We start from the raw sequence: 16,845 nt of genomic DNA, 5'->3' as shown, positions 1-16,845 counted from the left end.
TGCGCCGTTCTCTGCAGGCGGCGGGGCGACGGGGCCGTGGGAATGGGGGAGTGGGGACGGGGGGCGGCTCCGGCGGGCGCACCGCCGGGAGACGCCGGAACGCGACGGCCCGGCACCCCGCGGGGTGCCGGGCCGTCGCGTTCCGCCCACCGGCCGCGGGGCGGCCGGAACGGCAGGCTAGGAGGTGGAGGAGGTGGTGGCCTCCTCGCGGGCCTCCTCGTGCTCGCCCTCCTCGTGGGCGCCGTGGTGCAGGTGGTGGCCCGTGTGCGGGCGCACGCCCTCGAAGGAGACGTTGTCGCGGGTGTACCACTCGGCGAGGCGCTGCCGCAGCCGGCCCGTCATCCCGCGCGAGGACGGCGACTCCACGCCGTTCTCGTCGAGGGCCTGCACCTCGATCCGCGAGACCGGCTCCTTGCTCTCCAGCACGCGCACGGTCTCGTCGGAGGACTCCTTGTGCACCTCGATGAACTCACCGCTGGGCAGCTGCTGGATGGTGCCGCTCTCGTAGCCGTGCTCCAACTGCTCCCGGTCGCGGCGCTGGAGGCCCAGGCACACGCGCTTGGCGATCATGAAGCCGATGAACGGCCCCACGATGACCGTGATCCGGAAGAACCAGGTGGTCGCGTAGAGGCTGATGGAGAAGGTCTCCGACAGGATGTCGTTGGACCCCGCCAGCCACAGCAGGCCGTAGAAGGTGATCCCGGCGACGCCCATGCCGGTGCGGACCGGGGCGTTGCGCGGGCGGTCGGCCACGTTGTGGTGGCGCCGGTCGCCGCTGATCCACTGCTCCACGAACGGCCACAGCGCCATCGCGCCGAACACCAGACCCGGAATCACCAGGCCCGGCACGAGCACCGCGGTCGGAATCGCATAACCCGCGATGTTGAGGTCGAACCAGTTCGGGAAGATCCGCAGCGACCCCTCCATGAAGCCCATGTACCAGTCGGGCTGCAGCCCGGAGGTGATGGAGGTCGGGGTGAAGGGCCCGAACAGGTGGATCGGGTTGACCTGCACGAACGCGCTGAGTCCGGCGGTGACGGCGAAGACGAAGAAGAAGAACCCGCCCGCCTTGACCGCGAACGCCGGCAGCATCGGCGTGCCCACGACCTGTTTCTCCGTGCGCCCCTTGCCGGGGTACTGGGTGTGCTTCTGGTGCCACAGGATCAGCACGTGCGCACCGATCAGTGCCAGCAAAATGCCCGGGATCAGCAGGATGTGCAGCATGTACAGCCGCGGGATGATGTCCTCGCCGGGGAACTCGCCGCCGAAGAGGAACATCGACACGTAGGGCCCCACGATCGGCAGGGCCATCATCACGCCCTGCAGGATGCGCACGCCCATGCCGGAGGGCAGGTCGTCGGGCAGCGAGTACCCGAACAGCCCCTCGATCATGGCCAGGGCGAAGAGCGCCACACCGATCAGCCAGTTGATCTCACGCGGCTTGCGGAACGCGCCGGTGAAGAACACCCGCAGCATGTGGACCAGCATCGCCGCGACGAAGATCAGCGCGGCCCAGTGGTGGATCTGGCGGATCAGCATGCCGCCGCGCACGTCGAAGTTGATGTAGAGCGTGGAGGCGTAGGCCTCGCTCATCGTCACGCCGTGCAGGCGCTCATAGGAGCCGTGGTAGACGATCTCGGCCATGCTCGGCTTGAACCACAGGGTCAAGAAGACGCCCGTGACGAGCAGGATGATGAACGAGTACAGGGCGATCTCGCCGAGCATGAACGACCAGTGGTTCGGAAAGACCTTGCCGAGCTGCTTCTTGCCGGTCTTGGCGAGGTGGAACCGGTCGTCGATGTAGTTGCCGGCGCCGCGCAGCGCCTTGGGCGCCTGTGTTGTACGACTCATCGGCTAGTTCCCCCTCTGCGCGTCCCAGAAGGTCGGCCCGACCGGCTCGGAGAAGTCGCCGTCGGCCACCAGGTAGCCTTCTTCGTCCACTGTAATGGGCAGCATCGGAAGCGGCCGGTGGGCCGGTCCGAAAACGACCTTGGCGCCGTTGGCGGCGTCGAAGGTCGACTGGTGGCACGGGCACAGAATCCGGTGCGATCCGCTCTCGTAGAGCGCCGCCGGGCATCCGACGTGCGTGCAGATCTTGGAGTAGGCGACGATCCCGTCGTGGGTCCAGTTGCGCTGCTCCCGCGTCATCTCGTCGCTGAACTCGGACTCGTCCATGCGGATCAGCAGGATGACCGTCTTGGCCTGGTCGTTGAGGCTCAGCCCGTGCGGGTGCTCGGGGTCGGGCGCCACATAGGGCAGGGCGCTGATCATGCCGCCCGCGCGGAGGTCGTCCGCGTGGATCCAGCCGTCCTCGTCCTCCTGGACGCCGCCCTCGACGACCATGTGCATGCCCGGCTCCCACAGCGTGTGCTTGAGGGTGTCGCGGGGCAGCGGGCCGGTGTCGCGCAGCAGCACGATGGGCGCCAGCCCCAGCGGGGCCATGGCCAGCAGCAGGGTGCGGCGCATCAGGGGGCGCTTGGTGAACCCGCTCTCGTCGGCGCCGCGCATGAAGAAGTCGCTGAAGGAGCTCTTCTCCTCGGGCGCCGACGGAAGCTCGTCGTAGTCGTTGGCCACCTCGTAGTGCGGCATGACCCGCCGTGCCCACACCGTCATGCCCGCACCGATGCCGAACAGGGACAGCGTGAGCGTGCCGCCCATCAGCATGTTCGCCCACTGGCCCACCAGCGGGTTGGCGATGGCCGGGTCGCCCTCGGCGTCGGGCGGGAACAGGAAGTAGGACACCAGGAAGCCCACGCCGCCCAGAAACGCCAGGGTGAACCACATCGAGGCGGTGCGCTCGCCCTTGCGCTGCACCTCCTCGGGGCGGGAGTGGGTCTCCGCCGCGGAGTAGGCGCCCTCGTGGTCCGCCTCCTCGCCGGTCCTGCCGGAGACCACCCGGTCCTCCTCGGCGGAGGTGGGGGTGCCGATGACCCGGTCGGGCCCCTCGGCGCCCGGGTCGGTGTCGTGGTTGCGGTTGTTCTCAGTCATGGGCTCGCTGCTTTGCGGTGATCCAGATCGCGCACGCCACGATCAGGCTGAGACCGACGGTCCAGCTGATGAAGCCCTCGGCGACCTGGCCCACACGGTTGAGGTCGAAGATGCCCCCGGCGTTCGGCTCGGCCTGGAGGTCCTTCACGTAGGCGATCAGGTCCTGCTTCTCGTCCGGGGTGACGGTCGTGTCGTTGAACACGGGCATCGCGCCGGGGCCGGAGATCATGGCCTCGTAGATCTGCCGGGGCGTCGCGTCGCCGATCTCGGGCGCCCACCGGCCGCCCGTCAGCGCGCCGCCCTCGCCCGACCAGCTGTGGCAGTGCGCGCAGTTGGCCAGGTAGAGCTGCATGCCGGCCTCGGTGTTGTCGGCGCCCTCGAGGTAGTCCTCGTAGCCGGCTTCCCACTCCTCGGCCGCCTTCTCGTAGGCGGCGTGGCTCTCGAAGTCGGCGCGCTGAGGAGCGGCGCCGGGGATGTCCGTGGGCACGCCGGGCGCGCCCTTCTCGCCGATCTCGGCGTTGTAGAACGCGAGAAGGTCGGCGAGCTCCTCCTCGGTCAGCGCCGACGGCTTGCGGGGCATCTGGGCGTCGGGGTTCATGGAGGGCATGCGGCCGGTGCTGACCTGGAAGTCCACGGCCGCGGCGCCTTCACCGGTGATGTCGGGGCCGGAGTAGCCCTCGCCGCCCGTGCCGTCCCTGCCGTGGCAGCTGGCGCAGGTCTTGGTGTAGATCTCGCGGCCCTGGGCCACGTCCTCGGCGGTCGGCTGCTGCTCAGCCGCTGCGGCGTCGGCCGCCAGAGTCTGCGCCTCGGCCCGCTCCGCGCTGGGGGCGAAGACGGCATAGCCCACTCCGAAGAGGGTGAGCGCGAGTATGACGACGGCGTATCCCGCAAGGGGATGCCGTCGCCGCGCGGTAATCCATTTCACGGTTTCCCCGTTTCGGGTCACTGAAGGAGGTAGATGGTTGCGAACAAAGCGACCCAGACCACGTCGACGAAGTGCCAGTAGTAGGACACGACGATGGCGCTGGTCGCCTGCTGGTGAGTGAAGCGCTTCGCGGCGTACGTGCGTCCCAGCATGATCAGGAACGCGATCAGACCACCGATGACGTGGAGACCGTGGAACCCCGTGGTGAGGTAGAACATCGAGCCGTAGGCGCTGGACTGCAGCGTCAGGCCCTCGTGCACGATGAGCTCGTAGTACTCGTAGCCCTGGCCGAGTACGAAGACCAGGCCCATGAGGAACGAGATGACGAACCACAGACGGAGCTTCCCGACATCACCGCGCTCGGCGGCCCAGACGCCTGCCTGGGCGGTGAAGCTGGAGGCCACCAGAATGATGGTGTTGACGAGGGCGTAACCCACGCTGAGCTCGGCAGCGGGCCATTCGCCCAGCTCGGGGTCGCCCAGGGTCACCGATCGGATGGTGTAGTACATCGCGAACAGCGCTGCGAAGAACATGAGCTCGTTGGCAAGCCACACGATGGTGCCAACGCTCACCAGGTCAGGTCGCTTTGCCGCACCGTGCAACGGTGTCGGTCCTGTTGGTTGATTCGCGGTTGCTGTCGCCACGGGAGCATTATTACGGCATCCCGCGAAGGTTGTTGCACGACCCCCCGAAAGGCGCCCGATCTGCCGTGGCAACGGTATCGGCTCGTGATCGTCGGGCGGGCGCCCGCGCACCGGATACGGGGCGACGTTGAGAGGATAGCGCGCGCGGCGCCGCCAGTCACGGGATCCGCCGCACCTTCCGGCGTGTCCGGGTTCCGGGGCGGCCCGCACCGCCGGGCCCGCCGAGGGGCGCCGGATGGCCAGGCATGTGCCCTCGGTGGCATGCTGAGGTGGCGAAGGTCTCAACTCGACGGCCGCCGGGCTCGTGCCCGGACGCCCGGAGCGCCTCCCGAAGGCACCGGTGCCGGCCGTGACGTACAGGGATGGTGACGGTTGACCATGGCGACCAACGGCCCCGCTTCCGGGGAGCCCGCCGCGCGCATGCGCGTGCTCCTCTACAGCGACAAGCCCGGTACCCGCGAGCAGGTGCGTACGGCGGTCGGGCGCCGGCCGGCCGCCGACGTCCCGAAGGTCGAGTTCGTCGAGTGCGCGACCGCGCCCGGCGTGCTGGCGCGCCTGGAGGACGGCGGCATCGACGTCGCGGTGTTCGACGGCGAGACCGCGCCGGCCGGCGGCATGGGCGTCTGCCGCCAGGTCAAGGACGAGATCTACCGGTGCCCGCCGGTGCTGCTGATCATCGGGCGCCGCGACGACGGATGGCTGGCCGCGTGGTCGCGCGCCGACAAGGTCGTCAGCCACCCGATCGACCCGGTCGCGCTGGCCGAGGCGCTGGCCGAGCTGATGCGCGAGCAGGCGGCCGGGACCGCCGCCCTCGGGTAGTCTCCGACGCAGGAAGCGGCGCCGCCGGCCGGCGGCGCCGCGGCACACCGCCGGCCGCGCGCCCGAGGTGTGCACGCGCCTCCGCCCGTGCGGTGCAATCCGCGGCGGGCGGCACGGACCCAGCCGAGCGAGAGACGTTGCCGATGGTGCACAGCGCAGGTGCGAGCCGAGGCGGCCGACCGCGGCCGCGCGGCCCCGCCGCTTTGGCGCGCCGCCCGCTGACCGCGGCCCCGGCCGCGCCGGGCCGCACCGGGGCGAGCGCCGGCCGCGGGACCCGCGGCGTGCAGGCGCGCTTCGCCGGGGGCGGGGGCCGCCACGGGGCCGACACCGCTCGATGGCGCGGCTGAGCCACTCCGCTCAGTCCGACCGCCCGACGACGCGTCCCCTGGACGATCCCCCGAGGAGCACCCACGTGAGCACCACCGAACGCACCTGGTCCGAGCTGATCACCGCGCTGCTGGAGGGCCGGCCGCTCTCCGCCGAGGACACCGGCTGGGCCATGAACGAGATCATGTCCGGCTCGGCCACCGACGTGCAGATCGCCGGCTTCGCCGTGGCGCTGCGCGCCAAGGGGGCCGAGGTGGCCGAGGTCACCGGCCTGGCCGAGGGCATGTTCCGGCACGCCGTGCAGATCACGGTCCCCGGCAGCACGGTCGACGTCGTCGGCACCGGCGGCGACCGGGCCCACACCGTCAACATCTCCACCATGGCGGCTATCGTGGCCGCCGCGGCCGGAGCCAAGGTCGTCAAGCACGGCAACCGCGCCGCGTCGTCGTCCTGCGGCACCGCCGACGTGCTGGAGCGGCTGGGCGTGGTCATCGACCTGGCGCCCGAGGACACCGCGCGGGTGGCCGAGGAGGCGGGCATCACCTTCTGCTTCGCCCCGCTGTTCCACCCGTCGCTGCGCCACGCGTCCAAGACCCGCAAGGAGCTGGGCGTGCCCACGGTGTTCAACTTCCTGGGCCCGCTGACCAACCCGGCGCGGCCGGGCGCCGCGGCCGTGGGCGTCTTCGACGAGGGCATGTGCGAGACCATCGCCGGCGTGTTCGCCCGGCGCGGCACCTCGGCCATGGTCTTCCGCGGCGACGACGGCCTGGACGAGCTCACCACGACCAGCACGTCCCGCATCTGGACGGTGCACGGCGGCGCGGTCTCCCACGAGCGCTTCGACCCGGCCGAGCTGGGCATCGAGCGCGCGGAGCCGGGGGCGCTGCGCGGCGGGGACGTCGAGTACAACGCCCGCGTGGTGCGGGACCTGGTCGCGGGCGGCCCCGCCGCCGAGGGAGCCGTGCGCGACGCGGTCCTGCTCAACGCGGCGGCGGCGGTGGCCGCCACCCTGCCCGGCTTCGGCTCGGCGGGAGCGGCGGAGACCCTGGGCTCGGCCCTGGAGGTCACCGAGAACGCGTTGACCAGCGGAGCCGCCGCCCGCGTGCTCGACGACTGGGTGGAGGTCAGCCAGTCCCGCGCCAAGCGGGCCTGAGGGGGCCCACACCGCCCTGCGGGGCCCGCGGACGTGCGCGCGGCCGGGTGGCCGGCCGCGCGGGGTGCGGAGTGACCGCAGCGCGGCGGCCGTTGCGGACCGGCGCCGGACGGCGGGGCGGCACGAAAGTGGTGACATCGCGCGCCAGAGGGGTACGCCGTGTGCGACACGGCGAGCCGCATCGCCCCTTCCGCCCCCCTCACCCCCAGGAGGCAGCAGTGCGCAGCAGAGTCGTCATCGCAACCGTCGTGGTCGTCTGGCTGCTCATCGGCCTGTTCGCGGCTATCCAGCGCGGCTACTTCAGCACAGACGAGGCCAACTGCGCGACGATCGGCAGCACCCTCACGACGATCGCGGCCGGACCGCTGAACTACTTCGGCGTCAACCCGACCGTCGAGTGCCCCGAGCTGCCCCAGCCCTCGGAGTAGGCCCCGGTCCGCCCTTCCCGCGGCGCCCCTACCCGGCGGCGCGCGAAGGGCGGACCCGGCGCACCGCCCGCCGGGCGGGGCCCGGACGCGAACGGACCGGGAGGTCGGCTGCGCGCGCGGTCGTCGGCGGGCGCCGGCCGCCGGTCAATCCTCCATGCCCAGCGAGAACGCCGCCTCCAGGTCATGGTTGGAGTAGGCGTGGAAGGCGATGTGGGTGTCGGAGGAGAGCACGCCCGGAACCTTGTTGACGCGGCCGGGGATGACCTCGGCCAGGTCCTCGTGGCCGCGCACCCGCACCATCGCGATCAGGTCGACGCCGCCGGTGACGGAGTAGACCTCGCTGACGCCGCCGATCTCGGCGATCGCCTCGGCGACCTCGGAAATGCGGGCGACTTCGGCCTTGATCATGACGATCGCGGTGATCACGGGGTGTCCTCCGGTTCGGTGGGTCGGCGGGCCGGTCAGTAGACGTCGGAGCGGCGGATCCCGGAGCGCCAGCGGATGCGGTGCATCAGCAGCGCCCCCAGCGCGCCGGCGATGAAGCCGTAGACGTGGGCGGCGTAGGCCACGCCGGTGTCGGAGCCGGGATAGGCCGACATGCTGACGTAGAGAAAATACTGGAGGATGAAGTAGGTGCCCACCAGCGCCCAGCCCGGCAGCCGCACCGGCACGATGACCAGCACCAGGGTCACCACGCGGCTGCGGTGCTGCACCAGCAGGTAGGCGCCCAGCACGCCGGAGATCGCCCCCGAGGCGCCCACGAGCGGGACCTCCGCCGACGCCTGGCTGAGCGCGAAGGCGTAGGTGGCCACCAGGCCGCTGCCCAGGTAGAGGCCCAGGTAGCGCAGCCGCCCCAGGCGGTCCTCGACCACCGGGCCGAACACGAACAGATAGACCATGTTGCCGATCAGGTGCAGCGCCCCGCCGTGCATGAACATCGAGGTCAGCGCGGAGACCCAGGCGACCTTCGTGTGGCCGGGCGCGGGGCAGGGCCCCGCCCCCTCGACCTGGGCTCCGCCCAGCAGCTCCACGGGGATGGCCGCCCAGCGCAGGAAGTAGTGCTCGACGGCGCACTGGCGGGGCAGGTCGCCGGCGTCGTACCACACGGCGAGCAGCGACAGCGGCGAGAGCAGGTAGGCGGCGACGTTGACGGCGATGAGCGCGTAGGTCACCGTGGGCACGCGCCGCACCGGGTAGTCGTCACTCAGCGGGATACCCGCCATCTGCACTCCTTGGGCGAGGACTCCGGTCACTGCGGGCGCGGGCCGGTGCGTCCGCCAGGCGCGGGGCGTCAGCGGTGCGCGAGCGCCGACACGCCGCGCTCCCAGTCTGTCAGGTGGCGGTACTTCTCGGCCCCATTGACGGGGCATGTCCAGCCTTCGGCGGATTCGGCCAGGCGTACGCCCGGGGCCTCCAGCCAGCGCAGTACGCACTCCATCTCCCAGGCGCTGGCGCACGGCGCCGGCCCGGGGCCGGGGAACACGGACTCGGCGGTGCCGCTCAGCGCCGCCACGAACTCCGCGGGGTCGGTGCCCGGGGCCATGACCCCGCTGTTGGCCAGCCGCCCGTAGCGCACCACGTGGACGTCCCAGCCGGGCCGTGCGGCGCCCGCGGGGCCGCGTGCGGGCGCCGCCGCGACCAGCTCGGGGATCGCCGACAGGGCGGTCAGGCGCTGGCTGCGCGCCGATGCGGTGAGGAACGCGGCCAGCCGGTCGCGGTGGCCGGCCGCCTCCTCGTAGCGCAGCTGCTCGGACAGCTCGCGGATGTGGGCGGTGATGCGCTCGACCACCGGTGCGGGGTCGGCGGTCATGGCGCCCTGGGCGGCCGCGGCGTGCACGGCGTAGTCCGCGGCGGTCTCGGCGCCCGAGCAGGGGGCCCCGCACCGGCCCAGCTCCGCCAGCACACAGGCGGCGGTGGGCTTCGCGGGTGTGATCCGGCGGGTGCACTGGCGCAGCGGGAAGGCCTCGTGCAGCGCCTCGCGGGCGAGTTCGGCCTCGCGCGCGGACCGGAACGGCCCCAGGTAGGGTGCGCCGTCGTCGCGCACGGTGCGCACGATCGACAGGCGCGGGAAGTCCTCGGCGGTGAGCTTGAGCCAGGGCGCGCGCTCGGGGTTGCGCGAGCGCCGGTTGTAGGGCGGCTTGCGCTCGGCGATCATCCGCAGCTCGCGCACCTCGGCCTCCAGGCCGGTCTCGCACACGATGGGGGTGACCCCCTCGACCAGGGCCGCCATCTCGCGGATGCGGCCCCGCTTCTCGGAGCCGGTGAAGTAGGAGCGCACGCGCCGGCGCAGGTCGGTGCTCTTGCCGACGTAGAGCGCGTCGCCCTTGGCGTCGGTGAAGACGTAGACGCCCGGGGCCGCGGGGACGTCGTCGGCGATGCGGCGCTTGGTGCGCTGTGCGGCGGTGGGGGCCGAGCGGAAGCCGCGCAGCTCCTGGGCGGTCTCGACGCCGAAGGCGCCGAGGCGCTCCAGCAGGCCGTGCAGGACGCCGACGGTGGCGCGGGCGTCGTCGAGGGCCCGGTGGGTGGGCTGGTCGGCGACGCCGAAGTAGCCGGCGAGGGTGCCGAGCTTGTGGTTGGGCACCTCCTCGCGGGTGACCAGCCGGCGGGCGAGCGCGACGGTGTCGACGACCTGGGGCGCGGGCCAGTCGTAGCCGTGCGCGGCGCAGGCGGCCTTGAGGAAGCCGACGTCGAAGGGGGCGTTGTGGGCGACCAGGAGGGAGCCGCGCTCCAGCCCGGCGAACTCCAGGAACCCGGGGATCACGCTCTCGACGGCGGGCGCCGGGGCGACCATGGCCTGGGTGATCCCGGTGAGCAGCGTGATGAACGGCGGTATGGGCAGGCCGGGGTTGACCAGCGTCGAGAACTCGCCGAGCACCTCGCCGCCGCGCACCTTGACGGCGCCGATCTCGGTGATGCCCGACGCGTCGGCGCGGGTGCCGGTGGTCTCCAGGTCGACGACGACGAACGTGCATTCCGACAGGGGGGTTCCCAGGTCGTCGAGGGTGCCTTGGACGGGGGTGTGCTGCTCGGCCACCCCGACAGGGTAAACGGGGGCACCGACGCCGCCGGCGGCCGGGCGGGGTCGGCGGCCGGTGTCGGCGCAGGTGGCGCGGTGTGCCGAACGCGGGCGGGCGCCGGGTCCCGCGGGGCGGGGCCCGCGTGGTTCGGCCGGTTTCCCCCGCGATCTCCGTGGAAGGATGGCCCAGACCCCGGGGGAGACCGGGCCGCGAGCCGCGGCGGGGCCCCGGTGCGCAGCGAGGCTTGAGGTGCGGAGTGCAGGAGGACCAGGCAGATGGGTGTGCGGAATCCGGTTCCGCCGCGGCGCGGGCGGTGCGTTCGCGGCGCCGGGGTGCGGTCGTGACCTCCGAGGCCGGCGGGCGCCCGCGGCGCCGCGGCGCCGAGGAGTCCGCGGCCGCCGCGGAGCGCCCCGGCGGCGGCGAGGGCGGCGAGGGCGACGGCGCGGAGAGCGCGGAGAGCGCCGTGGAGGGTCCGGAGCGCCCGCTGCCCGAGGCCGTGCGCGCGCGGGTCGTCGAGTACGGCTCCGAGGTCCTGGGCGGGATGCGCCTTTCCGACCTGCCGCCGGTGCTGCGCCGCGTCGCGAAGTTCGAGCCGCGCCGCCGTGCGCGGCTCGCCGGTCCGCAGATCGCCGCGCAGCTGGAGGCCGACGCGGGCTTTCGCGGGCAGGTCGCCGAACGCGTCGAGCAGGTCTGGCCCGAGCTGGTCGGCGAACTGCGCCGCGGCGTGGTGCCGCCGGCGGCCGACCCCGTCGCGGTGGCGGCGGCGGCCTACCTGCTGCGCCCTGAAGGCTGGCGCGCCGTCGTCGGCCGCGTGCGCGAGGAACTCGACCGCCAGGAGACCGCCAAGGAGGTCGACGACGCCGCCGGCACCATCGCCGACCTGCGCCGCCGGCTGGAGGAGGCCAAGAGCGGCCAGCGTGAGGAGCTGGCGCGGCTGCGCAGCGAGCTCAAGGACCAGCGCAGCACCATCGCCGACCTGCGCCGCCGGCTGCACACCGAGCGCGAGCGCGCCAAGGAGGCGATGAACAAAGCCGAGCAGGCGATCGCGGAGGCGGCGGACCGCAGTGCCACCACGACCGGTCAGGTCAACGCGGTGGAGGCGGAGAACCGCCGGTTGCGCAACCGCCTTGCCGCGGCCGAAGCGCAGGTGGAGAACGCGCGCCGGGCCGCCCGCGCCGGGCGCAGCGCCGACGAGGCGCGGCTGCGGGTGCTGCTGGACGTGCTGCTGGAGGCCTCCCACGGGCTGCGCCGCGAGCTGGCGCTGCCCAGCTCCATCGAGAGTCCGGCCGACCTGGTGGCGGAGCAGCACCCGGCCGGGGCGGCCTCGGTCCCCGGCCAGGGGCTGCCCGACGACGACCCGGGGCTGGTCGACGAGCTGCTGAGCCTGCCGCGGATGCACGTGCTGGTGGACGGCTACAACGTCACCAAGACCGGCTACGGCACCCTGCCGCTGGCCGACCAGCGCAGCCGGCTGCTGTCGTCGCTGGAAGGGCTGGCCAGCCGCGCCAAGACCGAGATCACCTGCGTCTTCGACGGCGCCGACGTCAGCACGCCGCCGGTGCTCTCGGCCACGCGCCGGGTGCGGTTGCTGTTCAGCGAGCCGGACGAGACCGCCGACGAGCTGATCATCCGGCTGGTGCGGGCCGAACCGCGGGGGCGGCCGCTGGCTGTGGTCACCTCCGACCAGGAGATCGTCGCCGCGGTCCGCCGCGAGGGGGCGCGCACCGTCGCGTCGTCTCTGCTGCTGCGCCGGCTGGGCGGATAGGCGCCGGGCCGGCGGTGCCTACGCGCCGGCCGGCCCCCGGGCGTGGTTCCCGGCCAGGGCGGGCGCGACCGATGCGGCGTCCGAAACCCCGTGTGCACCGGGTGACGCGTCGGTCGTTGTGGTTGAGGTGCCCTGTCCGGTCCGCTAAGTTCTATCCGGAGCTTGTTCGGCTTCCCGCGAAGAACGCGAGGGTCGCGCCTGCGGCGCCGGTGTCGCCGCGTCGTGCGCTCTGCGGGAGGCCCCCGGTGACGGCGGTGCCTTTGCGGCGTGCCGCCGCACCGACCGGAGGTCCGGCCCGGTGTGTCCGCGGTTCCCGCTCGCCCGGCACCCTGCCCGGATTCCGGTCGCCCCCGCCCCGATCCCCCCCATCCCGCATGTGGACCTGACCCGTAAGGAGCGTGGACCGCCATGACGAGCACAGGTGGTCGGCGCACGGCCCGCCGGATCGCGACCGGTTTCGGGGTCGTGGCCGTAGGAGGCCTGATCGTGCCCTCCGGGGTGGCCTATGCCGAGCCGACCCAGCAGGAGGTCGAGGACAAGATCGGCGAACTCCAGGAGGAAGCCGACGGCATCGTCCAGGAGTACAACAAGGCCAAAGAGGACTACCAGGCCGCCAAGGAGAAGGCCGACGACCTCGAGGAGCGGGTCGGCGACGAGCAGGAGCGCTACAACGAGCTGCGCGACGACGTCGCCGACTTCGCCAGCGCCGCCTACCGGGGCACCGACCTCGACTCGCCCTCCAACATCATCAACGTCGAGAACCCCGAGGAACTGCAGGCCCAGTCGGCCGACGTCGGCTACCTCTCGGAGAACCAGAAGGAGAAGCTGGACGACTTCACCGACTCCTCCGAGCGCCTGTTCCGGTTGAAGGACGAGGCCGACGAGGCCCTGGCCGACGCCAAGGACGAGAAGGAGGAGATCGAGGACAAGAAGGACGAGGTCGAGGAGAAGATCGAGAAGCAGCAGGACCTGCTCTCCGAGTTCCCCTCCGCCGACCCCGCCACCGGCGGCGACGACTCCGGGGGCGGCAGCTACACCGGCGCGGCCTCCGGCGACGCGCGTGCGGCCCTCGACTTCGCCTACGCCCAGCTGGGCAAGCCCTACGTCTACGGCGCCACCGGCCCCGACAGCTACGACTGCTCCGGCCTGGTGATGCGCTCGTGGGGTGCCGCCGGGGTGAGCCTGCCGCGTACCACCTACGGCCAGGCCGAGGCCGGCCCGCGCGTCAGCTACGACCAGCTGCAGCCCGGCGACATCCTGTTCTTCTTCGACGGCCTCGGCCACGACGGCCTCTACGTCGGCAACGGCCAGATGATCCACGCGCCGCGCACCGGCAAGAACGTCGAGGTCGTCTCGCTCTCGGGGTACTGGGACGGCCAGTTCCAGTTCGGCGTGCGCCCTTAGGGCGGACGGCGGACGCCGGGTCGCCTGCGCCCGCTCCGGTCGCGGACCGGGGCGGGCGGTGCGCCCCTCAGCACTCCGGCTCTGATCCGGTCGCCGCGTGCTCCAGGGCGCGGCGGGCCGGGCGGCGACGGCTCCAGGTGAATCGGCGCCGATGCCGATATGGGGTGGGGATGATCCGGACGTTCCATTGCGGACGGGCCGTAAAGAGGTAGAAATAGTAACGAATCGGTTGAGTATGGTGCTGGGGATGCACTAGTGTTCCTCGCCGAGCCCGGTCGCCTGTACGTGCCATCAGAAGGGTGGCGCCGGCCGGCTCCCGCCGACCTCCGACCGTGCCGTTCCACCCCCGGGCCGGCGGAGACCGGAAACCCCCTTGCGGGCGTGTTCTCTCGCACGCCGCACGCATCCTTCCCGGATCACCGGGCGCCGACTGCGCCCCGGGTGCGACCGCCGAACGCCGCGGCCGCCCCGCTTCCGTGGAGTCCTCCGGTCAGGCGGCCCCCTGGCAGAAAGGTGTGCCACCATCGTGGATGAACGCCATGAACGTGGCTCGTTCCGCCGGCATCTCGCGACCGTCGGCTTCGTCGCCGCAGGCGCTTTGATCCTGTCCTCCAGCGCCGCGGTCGCCGAGCCGAGCGTCGACGAGGTCCGCAACAAGATCGAGAAGCTCGAAGAGGAGCACGCGGAGCTCGCCGAGAAGTACAACCAGGCGAAGGAAGACCACGACGCCGCCAAAGAGAAGCTTGAGGACCTGCGCGAGGACAAGCAGGAGACTCAGGACAAGATCGACGGCATGCAGGACGACATCCGCGGGCTCGCCAACGCGGCCTACACCAACGCCGACTTCGGGTCGCCCGCTTACCTGCTGGGCTCCCAGGGCCCCGCAGACGCCCTGGAGCAGGCCGCCGACCTGGGCTACCTCTCGGAGAACCAGCAGCAGACGCTCGTCGACTACAACGAGCAGAAGGACAAGCTGGACGACCTGACGGCCGAGGCGGCCGACACCGAGGACAAGGCCAAGGACAAGCTGGACGAGGCCGAAGAGGCCAAGGACGAGGCCGAGAAGAAGATCGAGAAGCAGGAGGACCTTCTCAGCGACCTGACGGCCGAGCAGCAGAACGCCGCCACCTCCGGTGTCGGCGGCGGCGACTCCGGCGCCACCTATACCGGCAGCGCCTCGGGCAGCGCCGGGGTGGCCATCGACTTCGCCTACGCCCAGATCGGCGACTCCTACAGCATGGGCGCCACCGGCCCCGACGTCTGGGACTGCTCCAGCCTGGTGCAGGCCGCCTGGGCCGAGGCCGGCGTCAGCCTGCCGCGCACCACCTACGACCAGGTCAACGCCGGAACCCCGGTGTCCTGGGACAGCATGCAGCCCGGCGACCTGATCTTCTTCTACGACGGCCCCAGCCACGTGGGCCTGTACGTCGGCAACAACATGATGGTGCACGCCTCCAACCCCTCCAAGCCGGTCGCCGAGGTCTCGCTGAGCGGCTACTACCAGAGCAACTTCCACTCGGCGGTCCGCCCGTAGCGCCCGCACGCGGGTCTCGGCGGCGGGCGGCCGCGCTCGGCGCCGAGACCGCGGTCCCGGCTCTCCCTGAGGGACCTGACGGCGTGACCGCCGTGACCGCCGCCGAGTCGCGGCGGCCGAAGCGCCGCCCATCCGGGGACACGGCGCCGCTTGCCGGGCGCCGGTCCGCGTCGCCGGCGCGCCCGGCGGCGTCGACCGCGAACCGCGTCCGTCCGGCCGTCGGCCGCGGGCGCGCCGACGCTGAGGCCGCGGCGCGGACCCGGTGAGCGCGGGCGGTCGCTGGAGCGTGCCCGGCGCGGACTGCGCCCCCGGTCGGCGGCCGCGCTCACCTGCAGGGGGTGCTGACCCGCCACGGTGACGCGATGGCGCCGGGGCGGTTCCCGGTCATCCGCGTCGTCGACGGGGTGCGGGACGGCCGGGACCTCGCCGACGCCCTGGAGCGGGGTGCCCGGACGTCCCCTCCGGCCTCGGCGGCTGTCGCCGACCTGCTGTTCACCGCGCGTCCGGACCGACGCCGGCCGTGCGCGCGGCGACCGGTAGCGCGCTGCCGGGCGGTCCGCGGAGGACACCGGCGTGCGCTTCCGGACGCTGGGCCGGCCCGCGCGGCCGTGTACCCCCGCGGTGCGGATCGGCCTAGACTCGGGCCCGTGCCGCGTACGCTGATCATCACCAACGACTTCCCGCCGCGTCCCGGGGGCATCCAGGCCTTCGTGCACGAGCTCGCGCTGCGCCGTCCGCCGGACTCCGTGGTCGTGTACTGCTCGACGCCGAGCCCGCGCGGCGCGGCGGCCCCGGACGAGGCCTCCGACTTCGACCTGGGGCTGCCCTTTCCCGTGGTGCGGGAGCGGACGCCGGTACTGCTGCCCACCCCGGCGGTGCGGCGGCGGGCCGCACGGATCGCGGCGCTGGAGGAGTGCGACTCGGTGCTCTTCGGTGCGGCCGCCCCTCTGGGCCTGATGGCCGGCGGTCTGCGCCGCGCCGGGGTGCGCCGCATCGTGGGCCTGACACACGGCCACGAGACCGGCTGGTCGGCACTTCCGGGTGCGCGGCAGGCGCTGCGCCGTATCGGCGAGGACACCGACACTTTGACCTACCTCGGCGAGTACACGCGCGCCCGCTTGGCGCGCGCGCTGACGCCGGAGGCCGCCGACCGCATGCGGCGGCTGGCGCCCGGCGTCGACACCGCGCGGTTCCGCCCCGGCGCGGGCGGCGAAGGCGTGCGCGAGCGCCACGGCCTGCGCGGGCGCCCGGTGGTGGTGTGCGTCTCGCGCCTGGTCGCCCGCAAGGGGCAGGACACGCTGCTGCGGGCCTGGCCCCGCGTGCTGGCCGACGTGCCCGACGCGGCCCTGCTGCTGGTGGGCGGCGGCCCCTACCGGGGGCGGCTGGAGGCTCTGGCGCGCGAGCAGGGGGTCGCGGACTCGGTGCGCTTTGCCGGCGACGTTCCGGCCGGCGAGCTGCCCGCCCACTACGACGCCGGCGACGTGTTCGCGATGCCCTGCCGCACCCGCAACGGCGGGCTGGACGTCGAAGGGCTGGGCATGGTCTACCTGGAGGCCTCGGCGACCGGCCTGCCGGTGGTCGCCGGGCGCTCCGGCGGTGCGCCCGACGCCGTCAGCGAGGGCGAGACCGGACTCGTGGTCGACCCGACCCGCCCCGGTCCCACCGCGCGGGCGCTCATCGGGCTGCTGCGCGACCCCCAGCGGGCCGCGGCCATGGGAGAGCGCGGCCGCGCGTGGGTGGAGCGCGAGTGGACCTGGGACGGCGTCGCGGAGCGGTTGGCCGACCTGCTGGAGGGCTGAGCGCCGCCGGGCCCCCGCCGCGCGCGGGCGCCGGTGCGCAGG

The 16,845-nt window shown here is 73.0% G+C and carries 14 protein-coding genes; 7 read left to right on the top strand and 7 right to left on the bottom strand.

Annotated features, from left to right (window positions below; translation table 11 throughout):
* Window positions 1-177 precede the first annotated feature (177 nt).
* Genes qcrB through ctaE form a run of 4 tightly spaced genes read right to left on the bottom strand, consistent with a single transcriptional unit; the run spans window position 178 to window position 4,557 of the window.
* Window positions 178-1,851, bottom strand: coding sequence for a cytochrome bc1 complex cytochrome b subunit (qcrB, locus tag ABD284_RS00250; protein WP_344139447.1), 1,674 nt, complete (start codon window positions 1,849-1,851; stop codon window positions 178-180).
* 3 nt (window positions 1,852-1,854) lie between these two features.
* Entirely contained in the window at window positions 1,855-2,988 is a 1,134-nt protein-coding gene (gene qcrA / locus ABD284_RS00245) for a cytochrome bc1 complex Rieske iron-sulfur subunit (RefSeq protein WP_344139444.1), read from the bottom strand.
* Complete coding sequence (gene qcrC / locus ABD284_RS00240) at window positions 2,981-3,913, bottom strand: cytochrome bc1 complex diheme cytochrome c subunit (RefSeq protein WP_344139441.1); 933 nt, start codon at window positions 3,911-3,913, stop codon at window positions 2,981-2,983. The genes qcrA and qcrC overlap by 8 nt, the downstream gene beginning before the upstream one ends.
* Window positions 3,914-3,930: 17 nt before the next feature.
* Window positions 3,931-4,557, bottom strand: a complete 627-nt coding sequence (gene ctaE, locus ABD284_RS00235) for an aa3-type cytochrome oxidase subunit III (RefSeq protein ID WP_465269419.1) — start codon at window positions 4,555-4,557, stop codon at window positions 3,931-3,933.
* 378 nt (window positions 4,558-4,935) lie between these two features.
* Between ctaE and ABD284_RS00230 the strand changes: the two genes are divergently transcribed.
* The 3 genes from ABD284_RS00230 to ABD284_RS00220 all read left to right on the top strand — a co-directional run bounded on the left by ABD284_RS00230 (window position 4,936) and on the right by ABD284_RS00220 (window position 7,284).
* A complete protein-coding gene (locus ABD284_RS00230) occupies window positions 4,936-5,376 on the top strand; it encodes a hypothetical protein (protein ID WP_344139438.1) in 441 nt (146 codons plus the stop codon).
* A gap of 334 nt (window positions 5,377-5,710) precedes the next feature.
* Window positions 5,711-6,856 (top strand): anthranilate phosphoribosyltransferase, encoded by a 1,146-nt coding sequence (gene trpD, locus ABD284_RS00225; RefSeq protein ID WP_386699095.1) that lies wholly within the window; start codon window positions 5,711-5,713, stop codon window positions 6,854-6,856.
* 218 nt (window positions 6,857-7,074) lie between these two features.
* The gene (locus tag ABD284_RS00220) at window positions 7,075-7,284 is read left to right on the top strand and encodes a hypothetical protein (protein ID WP_344139432.1); all 210 of its coding nucleotides are present in this window, start codon (window positions 7,075-7,077) and stop codon (window positions 7,282-7,284) included.
* Window positions 7,285-7,428: 144 nt separating this feature from the next.
* On the opposite strand, the gene ABD284_RS00215 is transcribed toward ABD284_RS00220, so the two are convergent.
* From ABD284_RS00215 to ABD284_RS00205, 3 genes are all read right to left on the bottom strand, one after another.
* On the bottom strand, window positions 7,429-7,710 hold the full coding sequence (locus ABD284_RS00215) for an Lrp/AsnC family transcriptional regulator (protein WP_344139429.1): 282 nt from the start codon (window positions 7,708-7,710) through the stop codon (window positions 7,429-7,431).
* Between the two features lie 35 nt (window positions 7,711-7,745).
* The gene (locus tag ABD284_RS00210; RefSeq protein WP_344139426.1) at window positions 7,746-8,507 is read right to left on the bottom strand and encodes a rhomboid family intramembrane serine protease; all 762 of its coding nucleotides are present in this window, start codon (window positions 8,505-8,507) and stop codon (window positions 7,746-7,748) included.
* Between the two features lie 68 nt (window positions 8,508-8,575).
* Window positions 8,576-10,318 (bottom strand): DEDD exonuclease domain-containing protein, encoded by a 1,743-nt coding sequence (locus ABD284_RS00205; RefSeq protein WP_344139423.1) that lies wholly within the window; start codon window positions 10,316-10,318, stop codon window positions 8,576-8,578.
* A gap of 323 nt (window positions 10,319-10,641) precedes the next feature.
* On the opposite strand from ABD284_RS00205, the gene ABD284_RS00200 reads away from it, so the two are divergent.
* From ABD284_RS00200 to ABD284_RS00185, 4 genes are all read left to right on the top strand, one after another.
* A complete protein-coding gene (locus tag ABD284_RS00200) occupies window positions 10,642-12,066 on the top strand; it encodes an NYN domain-containing protein (RefSeq protein ID WP_425573269.1) in 1,425 nt (474 codons plus the stop codon).
* Between the two features lie 408 nt (window positions 12,067-12,474).
* On the top strand, window positions 12,475-13,470 hold the full coding sequence (locus ABD284_RS00195) for a C40 family peptidase (RefSeq protein WP_344139420.1): 996 nt from the start codon (window positions 12,475-12,477) through the stop codon (window positions 13,468-13,470).
* 526 nt (window positions 13,471-13,996) lie between these two features.
* A complete protein-coding gene (locus ABD284_RS00190; RefSeq protein ID WP_344139417.1) occupies window positions 13,997-15,004 on the top strand; it encodes a C40 family peptidase in 1,008 nt (335 codons plus the stop codon).
* A gap of 647 nt (window positions 15,005-15,651) precedes the next feature.
* A complete protein-coding gene (locus tag ABD284_RS00185) occupies window positions 15,652-16,803 on the top strand; it encodes a glycosyltransferase family 4 protein (protein ID WP_344139414.1) in 1,152 nt (383 codons plus the stop codon).
* Window positions 16,804-16,845: the final 42 nt, after the last annotated feature.

Source organism: Streptomonospora arabica, from assembly GCF_039531585.1.
GTDB lineage: Bacteria > Actinomycetota > Actinomycetes > Streptosporangiales > Streptosporangiaceae > Streptomonospora > Streptomonospora halophila.
The sequence above is the reverse complement of the archived record's forward strand: the minus strand, read 5'-3'. Positions and strand labels throughout refer to the sequence as shown.